Below are 22,951 nucleotides of genomic sequence, written 5' to 3'. Positions count from 1 at the left end.
GCCGAACACCTCCTCCGGCACGTCGGTGACGTAAGTGTGGGCGCTGACGTGCCGCGCCGTGACGGCTTCATGGTCAAACGCGTCCGCGACCCAACGGACCCCAGTACATTCATAGACAGTCTGAGGTCCAGCCCCGCAGGCCCGGCCGACCCCACGGCTCTGGGAGGATGACCGTCTATGCGAGGACCCGAGCAGGAGTTGGCGATCCTGCAAGCGCTGATGGAGCGCTCGCCCGATCTCATCTCTCTGTCGGAGTTCTCGGGCACGGTGCGCTATCTCAACCCGGCCGGTCTCGAATTGCTGGGACTGAGTGCATTGCCCTTCGACGGCAGTCTCATGACAGAGGACTTCTTCACGCCAGAAGGCTTGAAGGTCGCGGGTGAGGTCGAGCACGGGCTGAGCACGGTGGGACACTGGCAGGGTCGTAGCGAGATGCGTCATTTCGCGACAGGAGAGGGCATCCCGGTCGCCATCTCGACGTTCGTGGTCGAGCGCGATGGGGACAACCCGCGAATGGTCGCCTCCTATGTCCGAGACCGTCGTGCGGGTCACGTCCGGGACCTCCAACTGCTCGATGCGGCCGCCAGTGCCGCACAGTTCGCCGCGGAGCAACAGGCCGTAGCCGAACTCAGCAGGATCGCGATCAGCGGAGACCTCCCTCAGCTGCTCCCGATCGCGACCGCCGCGGCGGCAACCATGATGGGTGTCGAACGATCGACTATTACCCGGGTCGACCCCCAGGAGGACGCAGTTCTGGTCCTCGAGGCGTACACCGGGACCAAGTCCAAGAATGTGTCGATACCTGCAGGAACCTATTCACTGATGGGTTACACCATCCTGCGCAATGCGCCGGTCGTCTGCGACGACATCGTGGGCGAGACCCGATTCGACACCAGCGCGATGGTCTCCGCCGGTTTGCAGAGCGGGGCATCTGTACCCATCGCCGGCAACTCCGGGCCGTGGGGTGCGCTGTCGGTGCACAGCGCCCGTCCCCGTTCCTACGGTCCCCGCGAGGTCGCGTTCCTGCAAACAGTGGCTGGTGTCCTGTCCACGGCGATTCGCCGGATCGAACTGGATCGGCGGCTGAGGCACCGCCGGATGAGCGATCAGCTGACGGGTCTGCCCAACCGCGAGGTCGCCTACGAATGCATCGATGAGGCGCTTGCGCGCGCCCGGCTCAACGGAACTGTTGTCGCTGTCCTCCTGCTCGACATCGACGACTTCAAGATCATCAACGACAGCCTCGGACACGACACCGGTGACGTCGCTTTGCGCCATTTCGCCCGCCGGCTCAAGTCGGCGATCCGTCCGCAGGACACCGTCGCCCGCCTCGGCGGGGATGAGTTCCTGATCATCTGCGAGGGCATCCGGGACGTGGCCCATGCCCAGGAGATCGCACATTCGATCACCGACGAGATCAGGCAACCGATGGTCGACGACAACTCTCCGACTCCGCGCAGCGCCAGCATCGGAATCGCCGTGTCCGATGAGGCGTCGACCAGGCGAGACCTCATCCATCAAGCCGATCTGGCCATGTACCGCGCGAAGAGCACCGGCACCGGCGGACACGCGGTGTTCGACAACGCCGATGTATATGACGCCGAACGCATCCGAACTCTTTCACTTGCGTTGCGAAAGGCATTGATTCGCGGCGATCAAATGCACATGGTGTACCAACCGATCGTCGAGATCGACAGCAACCGGATCGTCGCGGTCGAGGCCCTGGCGCGGTGGAACCACCCGGCACTCGGTCCGATCGGTCCCACCGAGTTCGTGGCCGTTGCCGAACGCACCGGGCTTTCCACCGAACTCGGCATGTGGGCCCTGCGAACGGCGTGCACCCAGGCCGCCGTATGGCGACAGACCAGCGACATCACCATCCGCGTGAACGTCAGCGCCCTGCAGCTGCGGGATGCGAAGCTGCCCGATCAGGTCGCCCTGGTTCTCGCGGCGACCGGCCTGCCCCCGACCGCCCTCGGCCTGGAGATCACCGAGACCGTCTGGGTCGAAGACACAGAACGAGTTGCCGACACTCTCACCGAACTCCACCGGATGGGCGTGGGGATCCTGCTCGATGACATCGGCGTCGGGCACAGCTCCATCTCGTACCTCGACCGCTACCCGCTGTTCGAGTGTTTCAAGATCGACCAATCGTTCATCGCGAGATTGCCGAGCCCGCGCGGCGAGGCCATCATCTCCGCGATCGTCTCGCTCGCGAACGCCTTCGATGTGACCGTGGTCGCCGAGGGGGTCGAGACCTCGGAGCAGCTCGAGGCGCTCCGGAATTGCGGATGCCAACTGGCGCAGGGATATCTGCTCGGACGCCCGATATCCGGCGACGCGACAACAGAACTGCTGCGTGCTCAGCCGGACTGAGCGGCCCGCGCTTGCCTGTGCAACAGGCGCGCCGATTCGATGAGCACGACACCGTCGGGTCCCCACATCAATCTCATGAAACGGCGTTCGATCGGCGGCTGCTGCATGAGCCAGACAATCGGTAGCACTGCCATCTTGGATAGGATCGCAAGTCGCGCCTTCGTCGGACTCAGTCCCATCGCGCGGCGCGCCTTGCCTGAAAGCACGCCTGCAATAGGAAGATTGAAGATGATGGCCTGAATCATCAGCGGAATAATGGCCCGAACCTGGGTGATGTGGAAGTTCTTGATCATGGCCTTGCCCATGACCTCTTCGAAGTCCTCGCCGGTCTCGGGAATGAGTTTCATCGTCGGGCTGTGGCGGAACAAGTCGTCGTACTTCTCGTAGAGCAGAGCGAGCTGAGCCATCGTGGTCGGTATCTCGCCCTCGGGCACACCATGCAGACGAACGTAGCGCGCGGACTCCCCTATGAATCGATCGCGGGCTGCGGCCGGAAGTCGATGGGGCAGCTTCCCATCCCGGAAGGCAAAGGCCTCATACACGCGCAGCATCGGGTGCATCTCGGTCAGGGCGGCCCACATCACCTCACGCGTGTCGGTCGCGGCGTAGCCACCCAACTCCGGCTCACCAACGTCGATGATGTCGCCCGCCACCCGTCGGTGAATGGTGTGCAGATGTTTCACCATCTTTTCTGCGGTGGCGGTGTCGCCGAGCCACATCGGAGCGTGCATGCCCGCATTGCGCTGGAGCCGCTCGAACGAATCGAAGAACGTCAGGGTGCCGTCGCGGCCCTTGCGCGAGATCGGATCGCAGTCGCGGATGCCGGCCTCGATCGGTTTGTAGATCGTCTGCATGAAACCCTGGATCGAGTTGTGAAACACTATGGTTGCGGGATGGAGCAGTACCTCCCACACTTCGCTTCCCGGACCGAAGATTCCGTAGTCGGGCGTTCCGTCTGCATTCAGCGATTCGCCCGCCGGTGTCGGCGCCCCGAATCGCCTCCATCGTCGTGCGGTACCGAGTAGACGCTCAGTGGTGAGCACCCTGTGCACGGACCCATCGCTCCGACCATCGTCGACAAGTCGCATACCTACCCCCTCGGCTTTCAGTTCCCGGCCGGGAACTGCTGCTTGGGCGACTGTAAGCTGGCCGTTCCGAGGTCGTCAACCCCCATCCCGAGGAGGCAGGGCTCGTGGTTCCCAGAGAACGCACTGCACCCGTTCGCCGTGCACGAGGAGTCCGGGCCGGGCTCGACAGGGACCAGATCGTTGCAGCCGCCAAGACACTCGATCCTGGTGCGGTCACGATGCAGGCTGTCGCCGGGGTGCTGGGTGTCGACCGAAAGGCGGTCAATCATCACGTCAGCGACCGGGAGACCTTGCTCGGACTCGTCGCCATGGACGCCTTCGCGGAGAGCTTTTCTGCAGTTCGGCTCGCCGCAGAGATTCCGTGGAGGGAGGCTTGCCGCACCTACGCGATCGGCTTCACCGACGCAGTCATCGCCATCGGGCCGCTCGCCGACCATCTCCATCTCGGCAATCCGTTTGTCACGACCATGCTCGAGGCATCCGAGGTCATCGTCCAGAAGCTGATCGACGCCGGCGCCGATGACGAGACTGCCCTCCGGTGCCTGGTGCTGCTGACGAACATCTGCCTCTGCCACGCCAGGGACGTGGTCGCGATCGCAACGGCCGATGCCGCTCCGCGCCCAGAGTTGCTCCGTCAAGCCATGTCTGAGCACAATCCTGAGATACCCACTCTCGCCAGGATCGCCGAACAGAGGGTAGATACCTACGACAAAGTCCAACTAGAGCTGTCGATCGACGTAGTCGTCGGAGGTATCGAGGCGCGACTTTCTGCCACCGAGACCCCAGATGCATGATGGACTCCACCCTCGGGCAACACAAAAACACACCGTTCAGTCAAAAGCACCTGTTACAACGTGTGCATATGACTGAACGGTGTGCTTCTGTCGGACGGGGCGTCAGATCGTGAACCCTGGCCCGATGTCGCTGCTTCTGGCAACCTGGATCAATGGCGGATGGCCCCGAGCACACAGAAGACGGACGCTACATCGTGGTGAAGGGCCGCCGATGGCGCGCGACGGATCCCGCGATCCCCGAGGAGCGGAACGCCGAACTGAGGTCGATCCTCATGGCGTGGCGGCGGGAGGTCCGCCGAACCGAGGGGGCCGCTGAATCGCGGGCCGGTGTCCGGGCCGCGAAGGTCGCGCTCGGTGAGCGCGGCACCCCCTGGTGGGAACAGACAGACGAGGAGAGGCGAGCCCGTTGGGAGACCGATGTGGCCCGACCTGATTCGGCACAATGAACACCCAGCGGCGATGTCCCGCCGGATCGACACAAGGAGCCTGACCATGACCGCACTCGACTCCGCCGAAGATGCCGTGGCACTGGCGCGCGACGACAACGGTCTGGCGATTGTCGCCACCCTCCGCGCGGACAACACCATTCAGTCCTCGATGGTCAACGTCGGCCTGCTACCCCACCCCGATACTGGTGAATCGGTTCTCGGATTCGTCACCTATGGGACGGTCAAACTGAACAACCTGAGGGCCCGCCCCCAGGTCACCACGACATTCCGCCAGGGCTGGAAATGGGCAGCGGTCGAGGGCACCGCGGAGATCGCCGGGCCAGAGGACCCCCAGCCGTGGCTCGACGACGAACGACTGCGGGCGTTGCGTCGGGAGGTCTTCACTGCTGCGGGCGGCACCCACGACAACTGGGACGAATACGACCGCGTGATGGCCGAACAAGGACGCGCGGTCGTATTCGTCAGTATCTCAAGGGTTTACAGCAACTGACCTTCAGTGGGCCGCAACCGAGCGGCCCTGCAGAGCGGATACCACGAGGTTGCTCTTCGGCAAGTCCGCTCCGGCCCGGACTGCATCAGACCATTGCGCCGTGGTGGTGACCGCCGCAAAATTGGACTGCAGAAGAACCATCAGTGTTGAGTGGAGCGACTCTGCGGACACTTCTCCGGCTTCGTTCGCCAGGTGTATCGCGCCACTGGCATCGGAGAGGATCTCAGCGGCGAAGCCCAGTCCCTCGGCTTCGACAGCGGTTGCCAAATCGCAGTTGTTCGTCATGAACCCGGCGATCGTGATGGTGTCGAGGTCGTTGGTGCGCAACCACTCTGCGACATCTGTGCCGGCAAACACGCTTCCGTACACCTTGTGGACCCGCTTGGTCGCCGGTTCGAGGACCGCTTCGATATCGGGATGCAACGACCAGCCCGCCGAGCCCTCGACGAAGACCGGCGCGCCCTCCGGCATCTGGTGTTGCACAACGACCACAGGCACGTCGTTGTCCCGGGCGACCGCAATCGCCTTCACCGTGTTGGACAGCGATTCCTCGCGCGGCGGGTACTGGATCTCCAAAGGCCCTTCGAAGTACTCCCGCTGGATGTCCACGACGATCAACGCGCGACGAGGTGCAGTCATTGTTCACTCCTCAAACTGAGATCGGACTCTGTGTCGCACCTCGAACAGGTGCGGTACTTCCATTGTCGAGCAGCAAGGGTGGCGCCGACAGTGGCATGGATGCATACTTTCGATGAGATCGGGCCACCCTGGGAGCAATCGTGCGCATCGCCATCTACGCCTTCGACAACATCACCATGTTCCATCTGGCCGCACCGCTGATGGTGTTCGGAGAGGTGGTGCGCCTCGAGTTGGCCACCGATTGGGAAACCCGCTTGTGGTCAGACCAGCCGGGTCGGGTCCGGACAGCCGAGGGATACCCGATCGGCGAGGTGGCGGGTCCGGAGACAGTCGACTGGGCCGATATCGTCGTGATCCCATCCTGGCCGGTCGCCCTCCCTGCAGTCAGCGATCTGCTGCGCGAACAGCTCGCGGCGGCGCACGGCCGCGGCGCGACGATCGCCGGCCTGTGCCTCGGCGCGTTCGCCGTCGTGGACACCGGGCTCCTCGACGGCCGCTCGGCAGTGACTCACTGGGAAATGATGCCCCAGCTCGCCGCACGACGTCCGGGCATGACGTCGGATGAGTCAGTTCTGTACATCGACCACGGAGACGTATTGACGTCCGCAGGCACCGTCTCGGCGATCGACGCATGCCTACACCTCGTTCGCAAGCATCTCGGTTCCGCGACCGCCACACGGGTCGCGCGCAGCCTGGTGGTCGCGCCGCACCGGGACGGCGGTCAAGCGCAGTACATCGAGCGCCCACTCGCCCGCGCGGCCACGGACACCGCCATATCAAGAGTCCAGGAGTGGGCCTTGAGCCGGTTACACGAACCGCTCGCCGTCGACACACTGGCCGACCAGGCCAGGATGAGTCGCCGGAGCTTCGTGCGCCAGTTCCGTAGTGCCACAGCAACAACACCGGCCAGGTGGATTCTCGAACAGCGGCTCAACTCTGCGCGGCTGCTACTGGAGACGACCGACTGGAGCGTCGACGAGATCGCTACCGCCTGCGGGTTCGGCAGCGCGGTCACCTTCCGGCAGAACTTCGTCTCTGCGTATTCCACCACTCCTACGACGTATCGACGGCAATTCGCCGATGTCCCCGGTGCAGCGGGAACTCCCACCGCGTGATCAGACGATGGCCCGATGCGACAGCGAGCGGGCGGTGATCACCGTCCCGACGGCGAAAGCCAGGATCACCAACGACATGACGACGAAGACGACGGCCTTGACAGCGACCGCGCTGGTCGAGTTCATCGTGGTGTCCACGAGGAGGATCAGCGTGAACACCGCGACAAGCGCCTGAAATACACACGCCACCACCAACAGTGCGTAGCGCACACCGGACGTCGGGATCCTGCCCGCGGCCTTCGCCGCCGCCAGTCGCTCGGTCTTGTCCGATGTTCCGTCCACCTGGTCCTCTCCTGTCAACCGCTCGTTCACACCCACGTCACCGCCCTCCCACCGTAAACGACAGCACCCCGCTCGCCAGTGGCGAGCGGGGTGCCGTGCGAGCGACGTCAGAGGCGTCGGTCTCGAGACATCACTTCACATCGAACCGATCGTTGTTCGCGACCTTGACCCACGCCGCGACGAAGTCGTCGACAAACTTGCGGTCGGCGTCCGCCTGCGCGTAGACCTCGGCCAGCGCCCGCAGCTGCGAGTGCGAACCGAACACCAGGTCGTTGGCCGTGGCCGTCCACTTGGTATCGCCGGTCTTCTGGTCGGTGCCGACGAAGACGTTCTCTTCGGTTTCGGACGCCTTCCATTCGGTGCCGAAGTCGAGCAGGTTGACGAAGAAGTCGTTCGTCAACACACCCGGCCGGTCGGTGAACACACCGTGCTTGCTGCCGCCGTGGTTGGCGCCCAGTGCGCGCAGTCCACCAACGAGAACCGTCACCTCCGGCGCGGTCAGGTCGAGCATGTACGACCGCTCGAGCAGCAACTGCTCCAGCGGCTGCTTCTCCCCTGGCTGCGCATAGTTACGGAATCCGTCGGCTTGCGGCTCGAGAACCTCGAACGATTCGACGTCGGTGTCCTCTTGGGTCGCGTCGGTACGGCCCGGGGTGAAGGGAACCGTCACCTCGTGTCCGGCATCCTTGGCGGCCTTTTCGACCGCCGCCGCACCGGCGAGCACGATCAGATCGGCCAGCGACACCTTCTTGCTGCCGCTTCCGTTGAAGTCCTGCTGAATCTGCTCGAGAACTGGCAGAACCTTGGCGAGCTCGGCGGGTTCGTTGATGTCCCAGTCTTTCTGAGGCTCGAGACGAATGCGTGCGCCGTTGGCACCGCCTCGCTTGTCGGTGCTGCGGAAGCTGCCCGCAGACGACCACGCGACGCCGACGAGCTGAGCGACCGAGAGATCGGACTCGAGCACCTTGCTCTTGAGGGAGGCGATGTCGGCTTCGTCGATGGCGTCGCCTTCGGCGGACGGCACCGGGTCCTGCCACAGCTGCGGCTCGGGAATCCACGGTCCGAGGTAGCGGGTGATCGGACCCATGTCGCGGTGCAGCAACTTGTACCAGGCCTTGGCAAAAGCCTCCGCCAGTTCCTCGGGGTGATCGAGCCAGCGACGGGTGATCTCGGCGTAGACCGGGTCCTCGCGCAGCGCGACATCGGTGACGAGCATCGTCGGAGCGCGTCCGGGGCCGCCGAACGGATCCGGGATGGTGCCCGCGCCGGCTCCGTCCTTGGCGATGTACTGCCATGCACCGGCGGGGCTCTTGGTCAGCTCCCACTCGTAGCCGTACAGGTTCTCCAGGAATCCGTTGCCCCACTGGGTCGGTGTCGAGGTCCAGACCACTTCGAGGCCGCTGGTGACCGTGTCCTCGGCCTTGCCCTTGCCGAACTCACTCTTCCAGCCCAGGCCTTGTTGTTCGATCGGCGCGCCCTCGGGCTCGGGTCCGATCGTGTCCGCGGTGCCCGCACCGTGGGTCTTGCCGAAGCTGTGCCCACCGATGATCAGCGCAGCGGTCTCCTCGTCGTTCATGGCCATGCGGCCGAACGTCTCCCGGATGTCGTGTGCGGCGGCAACCGGATCCGGCTTTCCCTCAGGCCCTTCGGGGTTCACGTAGATCAGGCCCATGGTGGTGGCGCCGAGAGGTTTGGCGAGCTCACGCTCTCCGGTGTATCGCTTGTCGGTTCCCAGCCACTCGTCTTCGGGTCCGAAGAACACCTCTTCGGGTTCCCAGATGTCCGGGCGGCCGAAGCCGAAGCCGAAGGTCTTGAAGCCCATCGATTCCAAGGCGGTGTTGCCTGCGAAGACCAGCAGGTCAGCCCATGAGATCTTGCTACCGTGCTTCTGCTTGACGGGCCAGAGCAGTCGGCGGGCCTTGTCGAGGTTGGCGTTGTCGGGCCAGCTGTTCAGTGGCGCGAATCGCTGCGCACCCTGACCGCCGCCGCCACGACCGTCGTAGATCCGGTAGGTGCCGGCGGCGTGCCAGCTGAGCCGGATGAAGAGACCGCCATAGTGGCCGTAGTCGGCGGGCCACCAGTCCTGGGATGTGGTCAGAACGTTGATGACGTCAGCCTTCAACTCGTCGACATCGAGCTTCGCGAACTCGGTCGGGTAGTCGAAATCTTCACCGAGCGGGTTCGACTTCGAGGTGTGCGCATGCAGCACCGACAGGTCGATCTGCTCCGGCCACCAGTCTTTGTTGGTCCGCGGCGCGGTGCCCTTCGGCTCCGGCGATTTGATCGCCGGGTTCTCGCTCTCGCTGGCACTGCTGGTTCCCGTGTCAGGGTTGGGCGGGCGGCTATCAGAGGTCACAGCGTTCCTTTCGGGGTTGATTCAATCGGGCTGTGATCACGGGCTGTGATCAGACTTGAGGGGCACTCACGCACTCGGGACACAAGCCCCAGTAGATGACCTCGGCTTCGTCGAGCAGGAAGCCGTGGGAGTCGGACGCAGTCAGGCAGGGAGCGTCTCCGACGGCACAGTCGGCATCGGCGACGACCCCACAGGTGCGGCAGACGACATGGTGGTGGTTGTCGCCGATCCGGGACTCGTAAAGGGCGACATGACCGGCAGGCTGAATCCGGCGCACGAGGCGAGCTGAGGTCAGGGCATCGAGAACGTCGTAGACCGCTTGCCGGGAGACATGAGGGAGCACTGCACGCACGGCACCGAAGATGGTGTCGGTGTCGGCGTGCGGGTGGTCATGGACAGCATCCATCACCGCGACGCGGGGGCGTGTCACGCGAAGCGAGGCCGATCGAAGGCGTTCCGCGTTCTCCGGGGCAGTGGCCATGTTCAACGATAAACACAACATGCCGCCCGTGTCAGCCGTTTTCTTGAATCAGTCAAAAAACGCTGGTGAGAGGGTTGCGTGTCCCGGATGTGGCAGATGATTCACCGTGAGTTTTACCCTTGTTCATGGATCTTTTTGCTGCACAACATCTTCGGTACCGACGCGACGGTCCGGACGTCCCCACGGAGCCGCCGACTCCGCGAAGGGAGGATTCACAGTCCCTGGGTAGCACGATTGAACGGGGTTAGCGTTGAGCACATGGAACTCGGATTGCACATCGCAGACTTCACCTTTCCCGACGGCCCGCCCGCGCTGGCGGACGATCTGGTGACCATCGCCCAGACAGCCGAGGCCAAGGGCTTCGCGAAGATCAGCGTGATGGACCACCTATGGCAGATCGGACCGGTGGGCCCCGTCGACACCGACATGCTCGAGGCCTACACCGCGCTCGGCTACCTCGCCGCGGTCACCGAAAAAGTCGACCTGCTGGCGTGGGTCACGGCCACCGTCTATCGCGAACCCGGACTGCTGGCCAAGGCGGTCACCACGCTCGATGTGCTGTCGAAGGGCCGCGCCTACCTCGGGATCGGCGCAGCCTGGAACGAGGAGGAGTGCGTCGGTCTGGGTCTGCCGTTCCCCAGTACGGCCGAACGGTTCGAGCGACTCGAGGAGACCCTCCAGATCTGTCTGCAGATGTGGGGTGACGATCAGGGCCCTTACGACGGCACCCACTACAAGCTCGGCAGCACCCTCAATGTGCCACAGCCGCTGCGGCGCCCCCACCCGCCGATCCTCATCGGCGGCAGCGGAGAGAAGAAGACCCTGCGCATGGTCGCGCAATACGCCCAGGCCTGCAACCTCTTCGGCGGACCGGATGTCGAGCACAAGTTGAATGTTCTTCGCGGACACTGCGAGACGCTGGGCACCGACTACGACGCCATCGAGAAGACCGTGATGTTCCCGCTCGATCCCGGCGCGGACGGCGCGGGCGTCGACGAGTTGTTGGGTCAGCTCAAGGCCCTCGCCGACCTCGGGATCAGTCACGTGCACGGTTGGGTGCCGAACGTCGCCGCCATCACCCCTCTCGAGATCCTGGGTGACCGCGTTGTCCCGGTCATCGCCGACTGGTGACGGTGGGCCGGATCCATACCGGCTTTCCGTCCGGCACCGATTGTCGTGCTCGGCGCGCTCTGGCGGTGCTTGATACCGTTGCCATCATGACCAGGGAAGCTCGCAGGAGGCCGCGCTTCCCAACACTCAAGGTGTCACTGTGGCGACGTCATCCGCGGGTCAGGGATGAGCCGCGGCCCGTCTCATCGGTCGAGGTGTTGGACAGTAAGCTCAGCGACCCGACGGCCCCGGTCGAGGACGTTCTCACCACCTTTGTCCTCGCTGCGATCGATGACTTCGCGGCAGCCGAGGCTCGTTTGATCGACTTCGAGATCGACTGACCGGCTCACCGCCGACGACAGCCGAAACCGGGGCGCCGGTTCGGGTTTCTGGTGTACCCACCACGGGTAACCGCTGGCATGAGCGAAGTCGACGCCAGAAAGACCGATGCGAACACACCGGATCCCGACGACCCACGTAAGCCCGATTCACCGACGGATCTGACCAAGCCCTCTTTCTTCTATGTGGTACGCAAGGTCATTCGCGAGTTCTCCCGCGATCAGTGCACCGATCTGGCCGCCGCGCTGACCTACTATGCCGTGCTGTCGCTCTTTCCCGCGTTACTCGCCCTGGTTTCCTTGCTGGGCATCTTCGGCCAAGGCGAGAAGACGGTCAACTCGGTCCTGCAGATGGTCGACGACCTCGGCCCGTCCTCGGCAGTGGACACGCTGCGAGGGCCGGTCGAGCAACTGGTGGACGCACCGTCGGCCGGTTTGGCGCTGGTCATCGGTCTCGTCGGGGCGATCTGGTCGGCATCGGGTTACGTCGGCGCCTTCGGCCGGGCCATGAACCGGATGTATGAGGTCGACGAAGGTCGCCCCATCTGGAAACTGCGGCCGGTCGTGTTGCTGGTGACGGTCATCGCGCTCGTGATGGCCGCGGCGGTGGCATTGATGCTCGCCATCAGCGGACCTGTCGCGCGGTCGATCGGCGACGTCATCGGCCTCGGTGACAGCGCGCTGCTGGTCTGGAACATCGCACGCTGGCCGATCGTGCTCCTCTTCGTGGTCCTGACGGTGGCGATTCTGTACTACGCCACGCCCAATGTGCAGCAGCCGAAGTTCAGGTGGATCAGCGTCGGCGCGGCGGTGGCCATCGTCACCTGGATCGTCGCCTCGGTTCTGTTCGCCCTGTACGTCTCCAACTTCAGCAGCTACAACAAGACCTACGGCGCTCTGGCCGGCGTCGTCGTCTTCCTTCTGTGGCTGTGGATCACCAACTTGGCCTTGCTGTTCGGCGCTGAAGTCGACGCCGAACTCGAGCGCGGCCGGCAACTGCAAGCGGGTATCCCCGCCGAGAAATCGCTGCAGCTACCGCCCCGCGACACCAAGGTGTCCGACAAGAACGCCGAGAAGGACGCCGAATTCATCGACCGCGGCAGGCAGTTACGGCGAACCCACGGTGACGATGACACTGCTCTGGACGTCAACGAAAGTCCGGCGACCGCGGCGGATCCCGTCCCGGCGCCCACGAACGCACATGCTTCAGTGCCGGGCCCACCAGCGACATCGTCGGCCACACCACCACAGCGGTACGCGTCGACATCCACCGGAGACCATGTCGCAGCTGACGATCTCACTGTGGTTCAACTCGTCGATCGCCTTCAGTCGCAGCTACGCACCCTGGTCCGCACGGAGATCACGACCGCCCTCACAGAAGTGAAGTCCAAGGGCTCGCGACTCGGACTGGGCGTCGGGATCTCGGCGGCAGGCCTCGGTGTCCTGGTCTTGTGCGGTGGAACCTTCGTCGCCTTCGGCGTACTCGCGCTGTCCACCGTGGTCGCGACCTGGCTCGCCGCGCTGATCATCGGAGTCGCGCTGCTCGCGATGGGTGGGCTCGCCGCCTACCTCGGCGCGAGAAAAGCCGCTGCCGCGGTCCCCCCACTGCCCGAGCGCACTGCCCAGAGTGTTCAGCGCGACGTGGCTGCGGTGCGCAAGACCTGATCCGCAGCAGCTGACAGTTCGGCCGAGCCCACAGGAGGTACCGCGGCCCCGTGGATCAGGTGCCGACAGGGTGGTCCTGCTGCACGAGTTTGGCCGCGATGTCGACGAGGCGTTCATTGGAGTCCTGAGAAAGCCTGCGCAACAGCTCGAACGCCTGCACGGCGCCGATGTCGAAACGTTCCATCAGCATGCCCTTCGCCTGGCCGATGATGTCCCGGCTTGCGAGCGCGCTACGGAATTGGTCGCCTCGCGCAGCGGTGCCCCAGACGACAGCAGCGTGCGAGGCGTAGACGTACCCGAGGTCGCGCGCCTCCTGGTCGAAGGCATGGGGCTTGTCGGCGTACAGGTTCAGAGTGCCCAGACCGCCGCGTGCGATGAACAGCCGGAAGATCGCCATCGACCGCACCGGCGTCAGGTCGCACACGTCGGCGGTGAAGGCAGGCCACCGTTCTTCGGTTTCCAGATCAGCGATGTGGACGATTTCGAACTCGGACGCCGCCTCCAGAAACGGGCCCTCGCCGTGCTTGACCTGGAGGGCATCGATGGTTCGGGCGTGCTCGTGCGTGGTCACCGGGGTCGCGGCTTCGGCACGGCCCACCATCGTGGTGATACTCGCGTGATCACACCCCGGAATGTATGCGACCGCGCTCTCGAGAAGTTCCTGCAGCACGTCGGTCGGATCGTCCGGCACCTTGGCACTCATGTCTCGCACCAGTTCGGCCATCTTCACGTACACATCGTCGCCGCCGCGGGTACTCACGTCACTTCCCTTCGCCTTCGTACCAGGTCAGAGGAATATCCTACTAGATTTTCCAAGATTGTTCACGTCATCAAACCTCCGTTCAGGGCCCCGAAGCCACTGCTGGGACCGTCGGCGTCGGCGGGCATGAAACAATGACATCCATCGGTGAAGACGACGCCGTCGCACTCGCAGGGTCACTCTGACCGAGTGTTGATGAGACAGCTTGCCGAAAGGGAATACCGCCGTGCACTCCGAAGATGCCGATGCGTTTGTTGCCGATGGTCAGACCTCTGTTGCGGGAGGCGCAGCGTTGACGATCCTGACCGTCCAGCACAAGGAGCTGGCAATCCTCACCGTGCAGGGCAGCATCGATGTACTGACTGCGCCGCAGCTGTCCGACGCCGTCAGCAGCGCCCTGAGCGGCGAACCCAGCGGACTGATCATCGACCTCACGAGCACTGAGTTCCTCGCCTCCGCCGGCATGAGCGCACTGGTCACGGCATACGAGGCGATTGCACCCGGCGGCCTGTTCGGCGTCGTCGCCGATGGTCCGTCGACGTCCCGGCCGATTCAATTGGTCGGTCTCGACCAGACGCTCACCCTCTACCCGACCCTGGATCAGGCCATCGCCGCGATGACGTGAACGCACGCACGACGCAGCAGATTGCTGCCTGCGTTTCCGGAGGCGCGTGGAGGGGTAGTTCTCTGACCACGTAGGGAGCGCGCGATCTTCCGCCCGTAACCGCCAGCAGGAAGATCACACCATGCGTGCTTTTGTCACCGGTTCAACCGGCTATATCGGATCACGGCTGATCCCGGCCCTGCTCGAGTCGGGCCACGATGTTGTAGCGGGGATGCGTGATCCCGACCGCGCCTCGGAGTTCGGGTGGGCCGACGCGGTGCAGGTCCGCCGTTTCGATCTCCAAGAGCCCGAGGGCATTTCCGCCGCGATCGCCGACACAGACGTGGCGTACTTCCTGGTTCATTCCATGGACGACAAGGGGTTCGAGGAGAGAGACGCCGCCGGGGCGCACGCCTTCGCCGACGCCTGCGACCTGGCGGATACACGTCAGATCGTCTACCTGTCCGGACTCATCCCAGAAGGTGTCGAACTCTCGGACCACCTCGCCTCCCGTCAAGAGGTCGAGCGAATCTTCCTCGACGCCGACACCCCGGCGAACGTGCAGCGGGCGGCGCTGATCGTCGGTGCCGGATCGACCTCGTTCGAACTCGTCCGGCGGCTCGTCGAGCGTCTACCCGTCTTGCCGATTCCGAAGTGGATGAACACCCGGGTGCAGCCGATCGCGACCGAAGATGTCATCGCGGCACTCGTCGACGCGGGCACCGGGGAGCCGACCAACGGCCATCACGATCTCGGTGGCCCCGACCAACTCAGCTATCCCGAGCTCATCGGGCTCATTGCGGACGAACTCGACGTCCGCCGGCCCCGCCCCTCGATCCCCGGAATTCCGACCGGCCTGGTCGGCCGGGTCGCAGCGGCGATCACCGGGATACCGAGGAACACGGTCGTCGAATTGGTAGACAGCCTGCGCCACGACATGATCTGCGGCCCCGACCCCCGCAGCGAGCAGCGGCTCTCGACCCGAGAAGCGGTCAGGCGGTCGTTGAACCCCGCCCGATCCGGGACCGACATCGGCGGGGATCACCAGACCGCCGACCGGGCCGACCCGGCCTGAGGCGATACCGCCCGAGATCGGGCGAGGTACCGCCATCCGCGGTGCTCGCCGGGTCCTCTTCGGCGCGGTGGCGCGGGGCCCGCACAGGCCCCCGCGCCACCGGCCAGATGTCACTCGAGCACTGTTCAGCGAACCGGGCCGAGCACTGCCACCGAATTGTGCCCTCCCATACCGAGAGACGACTTGACGGTGATCCCCGGCTCCATCCGGACGAGGCCGTCGACCAGGCGAGAATCACCTTCAGCGACCGACGGCGCACCCGGGACCACACCCTCGGTGTAACTTATTGCCGCACCTGCGATCTCAACCGCCGCAGCGGCTGCCTGGCAATGCCCGGCCAGCGGTTTGACCGAGTAGATACCGATGTCACTCGGCAGCAGCGCGGTCGCCGCCGCCGCTTCTGCGGCATCACATTGCGCGGTTCCCGGACCATGGGCGTTGAGGTACGACACCTCGCCGGCCTCGACACCCGAGTCGATCAGAGCGTCGGCGAAGCAACCCTTGACGTGCTCGAGCGATGGATCGACTGATGTGACATGGAAGCCGTCGTGACTCATGGCTCCACCCAGCAGGTCGAGATAACCGTCGGTGTCCTGCTTGGACAGGACGAAACCGACGGCAGCCTCTCCGAATACGAAACCTCGACTACCGGTCTGAAATGGCCGGCAAGCGTCGAGCGGCTCGGCATCGGTGATGGCGACCCCGAGTCGCACGAACTGCGAGACCACCTCGGGGGTCGCAGACAGGTCCGTCGACAACACGATCACGTCGTCGACGGTGTCGGTGTCGAGCCACATCTTCGCTGTCAGCAACGCGACGGTTCCGGACGTGCACATCGCAGATACATTCACCGCGGGCCCATGAAACCCGTAGTCGCGCATGAGTAGCGACGCCGGCGTCGAAGGCGCCATACCCAGGTACTGACGGACCGACAACCCCTCACCTTGGCCGGGCTGGAACGCGCGGCTCAACTCGAGGTCGCCCAAGACCGTGGCATGGACGAGACCAACCCGCTTGCCGGGAGTCCATCCGCGCTCCAAGGCATCCTCGATGGCCTCCCTTGCGGCCCAACGCATGGCCCGGGCGAACCGCGTCGATCCGTCTTCGAGGTTGCCGCCCGAGGGGATCCGCGACACCCAACCGGATTCGCTCGGACTGCCACCGAAGCCCGCGGTGAGTTCGGCTGCGGGCTTCCCGGAGGCCAGTCCTGTCCACAACGCCTGCCGTCCCCAGCCGTACCCGGTGACAGCGCCCAGTCCCGCGATCCGGGCGTTAGCAATAGAATTCATTCTGGTCTCTTTCCGTGAAATGGGAGGTGCACAAATGTGTGCCCTTATACCGTCCCTGACCTGCATGATTTGTGCGAACGACTATGGTTAATTTCATTCGCGAATCATCTCGGAGAGATGTTGCCGCCAGAACCGTCAGGATCAGGACCGGCTGTGAACAGGGAGGGAAGTGCACGTGATCGAAGGTGACAACGCGTCGCCGACCCCCTCCGACGGTGAAGAAGAACTCGTCGTACCCGTCGAACCGGATTCCGCCGAGTCGCTCGCCAAGCGATACCGCCTGCTCGTCGAACTCAGCCCGGACGCAATCTGCGTCCACGAGGGCGGCGTCGTCGTCTACGTGAACCCTGCCGGGCTCCGACTGGCGCGGGCGCAGTCCACCGACCAGATGGTCGGGCATTGGATCACCGAGTTCGTACACCCCGACTCGATTCCGGGGATGCTCGAGAGGCTGGCCAGCCTGGGTGAGGAAGACACCGCAACCGAGCCCGCCGAAGCCCTCATGCTGTTGACCGACGGCACCACAAAACTCGCAGAGATCGTCTCGGTGCGAACAGAGTGGCAGGGCCGCCCTGCGTTCCAGGTCATCATGCGCGACATCTCGACCAAGAAGGCCGCGGAAGAGGCCTTGAAATACCAGGCCGCTCTGGTCGATCACGTGAGCGATGCCGTGATCGCCATTTCCGCGGAGGGAGTGGTCCAGGCGTGGAATCCGGCCGCCGAGAAGGTGTACGGCACGTCCGCATCGAAGGCACTCGGCCGCGACCTGACCGACGTGATCGGAGCCGCCTTCGTCCCCCGCGAAGCCATTGCGCTCGGTGGCACGATCGAGAGTGTCCATCGTCATCGCGACGGCGCCATCCGGAACGTCCGGGTATCGGTCACCGCGATGGGTGCGGGCTATGTGCTGCTGTGTGCTGACCTGACCGCGTCGCGCCGCGCGATCGAGTTGTTCGGCACCGTGGTCTCGGAACTGACCGAGGCAGTCCTCGTCCTGAACCCGCACGGCTTCATCGAGATGGCCAACCCGGCCTCGGCCACCCTCCTCGGGCTCGATCCGTCGACGGTTCCCGGCGCCCACCTCGGAAGTCTGCCCGTCATGTTCCCCAACGACGACATTCGGGCACTCGTCGATCACATGCGCCAGACCGGAGACGGATTCACCGGCAAGCTGGCCACTCGTACCGACGGCGAACATCGGTGGTTCTCGGTGACCTGCAAGGCATTCGACGTCGATCTCGACGAACCGAGGGCGATCGCGTCGTACACCGACATCACCCAGCAAGTCCTCGACGCCGAACAACAGCGCCATCGCGCGAGCCACGACAGCCTCACGGGGTTGCTCAACCACGACGGTCTACTGCGGCAACTCGACACGCAGCTGGCATCGGACGTCGAACCGAACAGTCCGATCAATGTGCACTTTCTCGACCTCGACCGTTTCAAGATCATCAACGATTCGTTGGGCCACAGCTACGGCGACCAGGTACTCCGAGCGGTGGCCGGGCGCCTTGCTGCGGCCGCGGGGCCCGGCTCGTCCGTGGGCCGGATCGGAGGCGACGAGTTCAGCATCGTCAGCCCCGGCGACGGCACGGGTCCGGCCTCGGCTCAAAGGCAGGCCGAACACCTGCTGACAGCGATCACCGAGTCCCCGATCGATACCGGGATCTCGAGCGTCCGAATGACCGCGAGCGTCGGGTCGGTGTGCACGACCGAGGGTGAGAACCGCTCAGGCGGTGACCTTTTGCGGGACGCCGACATCGCGCTCTACTACGCGAAGCAGTCCGGCCGCGCGCGCTCCGCCGTCTTCGATGTGCGGCTGCGGCGCGAGTTCCAGTTCCGGCAGCAGCTCGAACAGGATCTGCGCGCGCTCATCGCTGCTCCGGCCGACGGCCAGCTCGGCAACCGCTATGAGCTGATCCACGCCACCGCGACCGGCCGGGTGGTGGGCGTGGAAGCCACACTGTGCTGGCACCACCCGATTCACAACGAGATCGAGCCGAACACATTCAATACGTTGGCCGATCACATCGGACTCGGCGATGCGCTCGGGCGGCTGAACCTCTCCAAGGCCCTGCACGACCTGAACGATGTCTTCGGCTACCGTGCAGGCGAACTCACGCTCGCCATCACATTGTCGCCCCGTCAGTTCTGCGACGACCGGCTCCCGCAGAATGTGGCCGCAGCCCTCGATGAATGTTGCGTGCACCCCGGCGACCTCCGACTCGACGTGACCGAGACGATTTTCGCCGCGGATGAGTTCTCCGAGGGCATCCGACCACTCGATCAGCTGCGACGACTGCGTGAACTCGGGATCAGGGTGGCCATCGACAACTTCGGGGCGGGTTATTCGTCGCTGGTCCAGCTCCAGCAGGTCGATGCAATCAAGATCGCCCCGGCGTTCATCCGAGATCTCACGACCTCGCATTTCGCGGACACGGTCATCCAGAGCATCGTCGCGATTGCCCGGGCGGCGGACATGACCGTCATCGCCACCGGTGTCGAGACGGCGGCACAACTCGAGGCGGTCACTGCAGCCGGTTGTCAGCAAGCGCAGGGGCCGTTCTTGCACTCCCCCGAATCAGCAGCCGCGGCGGCGGCACGATTTCACTAGTCTCGGACCGCCTCGTTCACCGTCACACACCCAGCCGTTACAGGCGCACCCAGCGGTAGTGCTGCAGCTGGGTGCGCCGGACGACTGGGTCTGTTTCGGGACGCTCAGTCGCGAGGCGGCGGCTCCACGTTGACGCCACCGGACTCGTGCTCGGGGCCGGCATCAGGATGGCTGGCCGGAACCCGCGACCGGAAGCGAGCGGCCTCGCTCACCCGTTCCGGGTCAGCCGCGCTGTGCGGAGGCCGGTGGAAGGGGTCGGGCTTGGGGCGCGGCTTTCCACCCGGCAGAGCCAACCGGAAGATGGTGCGATGAACCTGACCCCATTGCTGGGCGAAAGGGCCTGTGTTGTAGGGCAGTTCGTAGCGCTCGCAGATATCCTTCACCTTCGGCGCCACCTGTGAGTACCGGGTGCTCGGCATGTCTGGATAGAGGTGGTGCTCGACCTGGTAACCGAGATTCCCGCTGATCACGTGGAACAGCGGGCTGCCCTCGATGTTGGCCGCGCCCAGCAACTGCCGCACGTACCAGCCGCCTCGTGTCTCATTCTCCGTCTCGGCTTTGCTGAAGGTGTAGGTCTGGTCCGGGAAATGTCCGCAGAAGATGATCGCGTGCGCCCACACGTTTCGGATGATGTTGGCGGTGAAGTCCGCAGCGAACGTTGCCAAGAACGTCTGTTCCACACCTGGAAGAGCGCGATCCATGACGGCGGCGACAGTCTTCGTCCGCTTGCCCGCACCGGGCGCGCGCCGTAGACGGCTCGCCAGCCGGGAGGTCTTGGGCTGCTTGATGTTGCCGCCTGACGCGATCTGGGTCAACGCGAAAGCGCCGGCGCTGATCGCGGGCCAACCGATGTAGTCCTTGATCACCTGCCGCCGCATCTTGACTCCGATGCCCTTGAGGTCGTGCCACAGGTCGGACATCGGCTTCTCGCCCTTGCGGATGGCGTCGAGGTCGAGATCGTGCAGCGCGACGCCCCACTCGAAGAACGCCGTGAGCAGCATGTTGTAGAACGGCTGCGCCAAGTAGACCGGATTCCACGGCTGATGCGGATCGATCCGCATGATCTCGTAGCCGAGGTCTTTGTCCTTGCCCCGGATGTTGGTGAACGCGTGGTGGATGTAGTTGTGCGAGTGCTTCCACGCCTCGGCGGTGGACGCGGTGTCCCAGTCCCACACCGACGAGTGGATGTCTGGATCGTTCATCCAGTCCCACTGCCCGTGCATCACGTTGTGGCCGATCTCCATGTTCTCGAGAATCTTGGCCATACCCAGGCAGGACGTGCCGGCCACCCAGGCCACCTTGGATCGTGATCCGAGTAGCAGGACCCGACCCGCGACCGCGAGATTACGCTGGGTGGCGATCACCGTCTTGATGTATCGCCGGTCGGCGTCTCCGAGATCGCCGTAGACCTCGTCGTGAATCGCGTCGAATTCCTTGCCCAACTGCTCGATCGTCTCATCGGACAGATGGGCCAGCGGACTGCGCGGATCCGGCTTGCTGGTGGTTCTTGTTTCCCGCTTCGCTTCGTGGATCGTCATAGTTCTCCTTCGATCTACAGGTCGATTTCGACGTCGCCTTCGGCGCTGTTCACACAGATCCGCACCGAGGCTCCGGCCGGCTCGCTGACTTCACCGGTACGCAGGTCTCTGAGTTGCCCGGATTTCAGGGTTCCGACACAGGTGTGGCAGATGCCGATCCGGCAGCCGTACTTGAGTTCGAGCCCGGCATCTTCGCCTGCGGCAAGGATGGTCTGTCCGGGTTCACACTTGGCATCGGTCTTGCTCTTGACGAATCGGACCCCACCGCCTTCGCCATCGCCCGCGTTCCCGCCGATGACCGGCTGGAACCGTTCGAAGTGGATGCGGTCGGAGAGGTCGTTGTCCTCCCAGTGTTCGACGAGGGAGTTCAACAGCTCTTCAGGGCCCGAGCACAGGGCTTCCCGCTCGCGCCAGTCCGGGCACAGGTCGTCGAGATCCTCGGGCTTGATGCGCCCGTCGTCACCGGTCAGCCGAATGGTCAGCTGCATTCCGTCCTGCCGATTGTCCATCTCCTGCAGGTCCCTGTGGAACATGACCTGGTCTTCGGTACGTGCGGAGTGGATCACCACCACGTCGTTCATGGCATCGTTGTGGTCCAGACTTCGCAACATGCTCATGATCGGCGTGATGCCGCTGCCGGCGCTGATGAACAGCAGCTTCTCCGGACACGGATCGGGCAACGTGAAGACACCCTCGATCTCGCCGAGCCGGATGATCTCGCCCGGCCGAATCTTCCGGACCAGGTAGGGCGACACCACACCGTTCTCGACGAGTTTGGGCGTGACCGCGATCAGCCCGTCGCGCGGCTCAGGGTCTGACGTCAAAGAATATGCCCGCCAATGGAAGACACCATCGATCACCACGCCGAGCCGGACGTACTGCCCCGGCATGTGACCCGGCCACTGGTATCCGGGCCTGATCCAGACCGTAGCGGCGTCCGCGCCCTCGGGCCGTACCTCCTCGATGCGCCCGCGCAACTCTTTCGTCGTCCACAGCGGATTGATCATCTCGAGGTAATCGTCGGGCTCCAGTGGGCTGAACAGGTGACTGATCGCCTTCAGAGCCTTCCGTCGCAACGTGGGGACTTCGGGTTTCGCGCCGCGTTCAGCCATGACGGCACCAGACTGCGTTGTCACACCAGACTGGGTGGGACAGGGTCGTGCTGGGTAGAACGTTCACGTGGACAACTCCCGGGCCAAGTCCGCGCATCTATCAAATGCACGGCACGTCGGTCACCTGCATCGGGGCTTGACAGGTGTGGCTGCAACTAACAGTGTGCCCGCTTGTGGCAGGCTAGGTGTGACCTTACGTCGCACTAACAGAGGCGTCAGTCGATTCGGGAAACGCAGGCCGACATCGTTTGCACCGGGTTCTCGACCGTCAACTCTGACCGCCGCGAGCCCCGGCGTCAGCGAACCGACGCGCACGCCGGACACAGCGTGTGCTGGTCGACAATGTCCCAACCATTCGCTGCAGCAACCAGTTCCGCGGCGGCGCGATGCCCGACGGCCGCCACCCTGAATCGGTGTTCGCAGCGGTCGCATCGCACCGTCCAGGCGTCGCTACCGGTATCGCTGTGCCTACTCGTCATTCCGGCGACGGTCATCGGCGACCGGCCCCGAGGATCGCGGACGTGCCGGACAGCAGAGGTACCACTCGGCTCACACCCGGGTTTCGCCAAGCGGTACGGACCGTTCGGTAAGCAGTCATCTTCACGCCTCTCCAGGGACTGAAATACAAAAGTGTCGACCCGCTTGTCTGGGGGCGTATTACAGCAGTGCGCGGCTCCGAGCCTTCACCCCCACCACCGCGTCGAACCGCCAGGCGGTCGACTGCTGGTCCAGTGTTCCCAGCCGCGGGTGATGTCAAACACGCCCCAGCGTCCAGC

General features: G+C 64.4%; 20 protein-coding genes. 11 read left to right on the top strand and 9 right to left on the bottom strand.

Annotated features, from left to right (window positions below; translation table 11 throughout):
- The first annotated feature begins 177 nt into the window (after positions 1 to 177).
- A complete protein-coding gene (locus J3S28_RS17520; RefSeq protein ID WP_207842001.1) occupies positions 178 to 2,376 on the top strand; it encodes a sensor domain-containing protein in 2,199 nt (732 codons plus the stop codon).
- Here J3S28_RS17520 and J3S28_RS17515 read toward each other — a convergent pair.
- A complete protein-coding gene (locus J3S28_RS17515) occupies positions 2,364 to 3,464 on the bottom strand; it encodes an oxygenase MpaB family protein (protein WP_207842000.1) in 1,101 nt (366 codons plus the stop codon). The genes J3S28_RS17520 and J3S28_RS17515 overlap by 13 nt on opposite strands.
- 104 nt (positions 3,465 to 3,568) lie before the next feature.
- Between J3S28_RS17515 and J3S28_RS17510 the strand changes: the two genes are divergently transcribed.
- The 3 genes from J3S28_RS17510 to J3S28_RS17500 all read left to right on the top strand — a co-directional run bounded on the left by J3S28_RS17510 (position 3,569) and on the right by J3S28_RS17500 (position 5,197).
- Positions 3,569 to 4,258 (top strand): TetR/AcrR family transcriptional regulator, encoded by a 690-nt coding sequence (locus J3S28_RS17510; protein WP_207841999.1) that lies wholly within the window; start codon positions 3,569 to 3,571, stop codon positions 4,256 to 4,258.
- A 152-nt stretch (positions 4,259 to 4,410) separates the two neighbouring features.
- Positions 4,411 to 4,704 carry a hypothetical protein gene (locus J3S28_RS17505; RefSeq protein WP_207841998.1) on the top strand — a complete coding sequence of 98 codons (294 nt, stop codon included), beginning with the start codon at positions 4,411 to 4,413 and terminating at the stop codon, positions 4,702 to 4,704.
- Between the two features lie 46 nt (positions 4,705 to 4,750).
- Complete coding sequence (locus J3S28_RS17500; protein ID WP_207841997.1) at positions 4,751 to 5,197, top strand: TIGR03618 family F420-dependent PPOX class oxidoreductase; 447 nt, start codon at positions 4,751 to 4,753, stop codon at positions 5,195 to 5,197.
- Positions 5,198 to 5,200: 3 nt separating this feature from the next.
- Here the strand turns inward: J3S28_RS17500 and J3S28_RS17495 are convergent, their stop codons facing one another.
- Positions 5,201 to 5,836, bottom strand: a complete 636-nt coding sequence (locus J3S28_RS17495; protein WP_207841996.1) for an isochorismatase family protein — start codon at positions 5,834 to 5,836, stop codon at positions 5,201 to 5,203.
- A 140-nt stretch (positions 5,837 to 5,976) separates the two neighbouring features.
- Here J3S28_RS17495 and J3S28_RS17490 point away from each other — a divergent pair, with 140 nt between their 5' ends.
- Positions 5,977 to 6,951, top strand: coding sequence for a GlxA family transcriptional regulator (locus J3S28_RS17490; protein ID WP_207841995.1), 975 nt, complete (start codon positions 5,977 to 5,979; stop codon positions 6,949 to 6,951).
- Here the strand turns inward: J3S28_RS17490 and J3S28_RS17485 are convergent, their stop codons facing one another.
- The 3 genes from J3S28_RS17485 to J3S28_RS17475 all read right to left on the bottom strand — a co-directional run bounded on the left by J3S28_RS17485 (position 6,952) and on the right by J3S28_RS17475 (position 10,070).
- Positions 6,952 to 7,233, bottom strand: a complete 282-nt coding sequence (locus tag J3S28_RS17485) for a hypothetical protein (RefSeq protein WP_207841994.1) — start codon at positions 7,231 to 7,233, stop codon at positions 6,952 to 6,954.
- A gap of 130 nt (positions 7,234 to 7,363) precedes the next feature.
- Positions 7,364 to 9,589 (bottom strand): catalase/peroxidase HPI, encoded by a 2,226-nt coding sequence (gene katG, locus J3S28_RS17480; protein ID WP_207841993.1) that lies wholly within the window; start codon positions 9,587 to 9,589, stop codon positions 7,364 to 7,366.
- Between the two features lie 49 nt (positions 9,590 to 9,638).
- The gene (locus J3S28_RS17475) at positions 9,639 to 10,070 is read right to left on the bottom strand and encodes a Fur family transcriptional regulator (protein ID WP_207841992.1); all 432 of its coding nucleotides are present in this window, start codon (positions 10,068 to 10,070) and stop codon (positions 9,639 to 9,641) included.
- Between the two features lie 258 nt (positions 10,071 to 10,328).
- Here J3S28_RS17475 and J3S28_RS17470 point away from each other — a divergent pair, with 258 nt between their 5' ends.
- The 3 genes from J3S28_RS17470 to J3S28_RS17460 all read left to right on the top strand — a co-directional run bounded on the left by J3S28_RS17470 (position 10,329) and on the right by J3S28_RS17460 (position 13,183).
- On the top strand, positions 10,329 to 11,201 hold the full coding sequence (locus J3S28_RS17470; protein ID WP_207841991.1) for an LLM class F420-dependent oxidoreductase: 873 nt from the start codon (positions 10,329 to 10,331) through the stop codon (positions 11,199 to 11,201).
- Positions 11,202 to 11,287: 86 nt separating this feature from the next.
- Positions 11,288 to 11,521, top strand: a complete 234-nt coding sequence (locus J3S28_RS17465) for a hypothetical protein (protein ID WP_207841990.1) — start codon at positions 11,288 to 11,290, stop codon at positions 11,519 to 11,521.
- A 78-nt stretch (positions 11,522 to 11,599) separates the two neighbouring features.
- A complete protein-coding gene (locus tag J3S28_RS17460; protein WP_207841989.1) occupies positions 11,600 to 13,183 on the top strand; it encodes a YhjD/YihY/BrkB family envelope integrity protein in 1,584 nt (527 codons plus the stop codon).
- Between the two features lie 55 nt (positions 13,184 to 13,238).
- Here J3S28_RS17460 and J3S28_RS17455 read toward each other — a convergent pair whose 3' ends face one another.
- Positions 13,239 to 13,943 carry a GAF and ANTAR domain-containing protein gene (locus J3S28_RS17455; RefSeq protein WP_207841988.1) on the bottom strand — a complete coding sequence of 235 codons (705 nt, stop codon included), beginning with the start codon at positions 13,941 to 13,943 and terminating at the stop codon, positions 13,239 to 13,241.
- 226 nt (positions 13,944 to 14,169) lie between these two features.
- On the opposite strand from J3S28_RS17455, the gene J3S28_RS17450 reads away from it, so the two are divergent.
- Both J3S28_RS17450 and J3S28_RS17445 read left to right on the top strand, forming a co-directional pair.
- Positions 14,170 to 14,568, top strand: coding sequence for an STAS domain-containing protein (locus tag J3S28_RS17450; protein WP_307797222.1), 399 nt, complete (start codon positions 14,170 to 14,172; stop codon positions 14,566 to 14,568).
- 121 nt (positions 14,569 to 14,689) lie between these two features.
- Positions 14,690 to 15,622, top strand: coding sequence for an NAD(P)H-binding protein (locus J3S28_RS17445; protein WP_207841987.1), 933 nt, complete (start codon positions 14,690 to 14,692; stop codon positions 15,620 to 15,622).
- Positions 15,623 to 15,747: 125 nt separating this feature from the next.
- Here J3S28_RS17445 and J3S28_RS17440 read toward each other — a convergent pair whose 3' ends face one another.
- Positions 15,748 to 16,911: a beta-ketoacyl synthase N-terminal-like domain-containing protein gene (locus J3S28_RS17440; RefSeq protein WP_207841986.1), complete on the bottom strand. Its 1,164-nt coding sequence runs from the start codon at positions 16,909 to 16,911 to the stop codon at positions 15,748 to 15,750.
- Between the two features lie 175 nt (positions 16,912 to 17,086).
- Between J3S28_RS17440 and J3S28_RS17435 the strand changes: the two genes are divergently transcribed.
- Positions 17,087 to 19,525: a sensor domain-containing protein gene (locus J3S28_RS17435; RefSeq protein ID WP_207841985.1), complete on the top strand. Its 2,439-nt coding sequence runs from the start codon at positions 17,087 to 17,089 to the stop codon at positions 19,523 to 19,525.
- Between the two features lie 104 nt (positions 19,526 to 19,629).
- Here J3S28_RS17435 and J3S28_RS17430 read toward each other — a convergent pair whose 3' ends face one another.
- Together J3S28_RS17430 and J3S28_RS17425 are read right to left on the bottom strand one after the other, a co-directional pair.
- Complete coding sequence (locus J3S28_RS17430; RefSeq protein ID WP_207841984.1) at positions 19,630 to 21,063, bottom strand: fatty acid desaturase family protein; 1,434 nt, start codon at positions 21,061 to 21,063, stop codon at positions 19,630 to 19,632.
- Between the two features lie 14 nt (positions 21,064 to 21,077).
- The gene (locus tag J3S28_RS17425; protein ID WP_207841983.1) at positions 21,078 to 22,175 is read right to left on the bottom strand and encodes a ferredoxin reductase; all 1,098 of its coding nucleotides are present in this window, start codon (positions 22,173 to 22,175) and stop codon (positions 21,078 to 21,080) included.
- Positions 22,176 to 22,951 lie beyond the last annotated feature (776 nt).

Source organism: Williamsia soli (assembly GCF_017377795.1).
GTDB lineage: Bacteria > Actinomycetota > Actinomycetes > Mycobacteriales > Mycobacteriaceae > Williamsia > Williamsia soli.
The sequence above is the reverse complement of the archived record's forward strand: the minus strand, read 5'-3'. Positions and strand labels throughout refer to the sequence as shown.